The sequence below is a fragment of the Actinoplanes sp. GCM10030250 genome, assembly GCF_042666575.1.
In the GTDB taxonomy this organism is placed as follows: domain Bacteria; phylum Actinomycetota; class Actinomycetes; order Mycobacteriales; family Micromonosporaceae; genus Actinoplanes.
Genome location: NZ_JBHTDO010000102.1, coordinates 1 through 1,077, shown reverse-complemented (window position 1 = coordinate 1,077; position 1,077 = coordinate 1). Strand labels below are relative to the sequence as shown.

At 68.9% G+C, this 1,077-nt stretch carries 1 protein-coding gene; it reads left to right on the top strand.

All coding sequences use genetic code 11. The annotated features are described in order from the left end of the window. Nucleotides 1–73: 73 nt before the first annotated feature. Nucleotides 74–1,077 (top strand): transposase (locus ACFQV6_RS44215; protein WP_378033733.1); only part of this gene is annotated, 1,004 nt, incomplete at its 3' end.

The following is a 1,077-nucleotide window of genomic DNA, read 5'->3' as shown; positions in this document are numbered from 1 at the left end:
GAGCCTGTTGCTTTTTGGTTTCGGCGGGTTCAGGCGTATAGATACTTTTATGCATGTTTGAGATCATTGGTGGATGGCGAAGGGGTATCGGTCGGTCGATCGTGACCAGGCGTTTCTGTTGCCGCCGTCGATGACGGACTGGCTGCCCGAGGATCATCTGGTCTGGTTCGTGATCGAGGCTGTCGGCCAACTCGACACCACCGCGTTTCATGCCCGGGCCAGGCTGGGCGGGGTCGGCCGGCGTGGTTTCCATCCGGACATGCTGCTCACGCTGCTGGTCTATGCGATGGCTCATGGGGTGCGTTCGTCGCGGCAGATCGAACGGCTCTGTCACACCGACGTCGCGTTCCGGATCATCTGCGCCGGTGACACGCCGGATCACACCGTGCTGGCCCGGTTCCGCCGCGATCACGAGACCGCGCTGGCCGGGCTGCTGACCGAGACGCTGCTGTTGGCCGCCCGGATGGGTATGGTCCGCCTCGGCGTGGTCGCGTTCGACGGCACGAAGATCGCCGGGAACGCCGCCCGCAACGCCGGCCGCAGCGAGCAGAGCCTGCGCCGGCTCGCCGAACAACATTTGACCGAGGCCGCCGCGGCCGATGCTGCCGAAGACGCCGAACACGGCCCGGATCGTGGTGACGAACTCCCGCCTGATCTGCGGGATCGTTCCGGGCGGGCCCGCCGCATCCAGCAAGCCCTGGACGAGATCGCCGCCCAGCAGGCCACCGAACGGGCCCGGGATCAGGCCGCCCGCGATCAGGCCGACGACTATCTACGGCGCCTCGCCGACCCGGACACCTCGGTCACCGGCGGTCAGCCACGCATTCTCAGCCGGGTCGAGGTCGCACACGCCCGCTGGCAAGCCGAACGCACCCGCCTCCAGCGCCGCTACGACGCCTGGCACGAACGCGCCGCGCAGACCCGCGCTGCCGGCCGCCGCCCGAAAGGCCGCCCGCCGTTCCCGGTCGATGAGCACTGCCGGGTCCGCGACGCCCGCACCCTCTACGACAACGCCCTCGCCGCAGCCGCAGCCGCAGCGGTCAATGACACTGCCGACAAACCGGCCGCCAGCAGCAG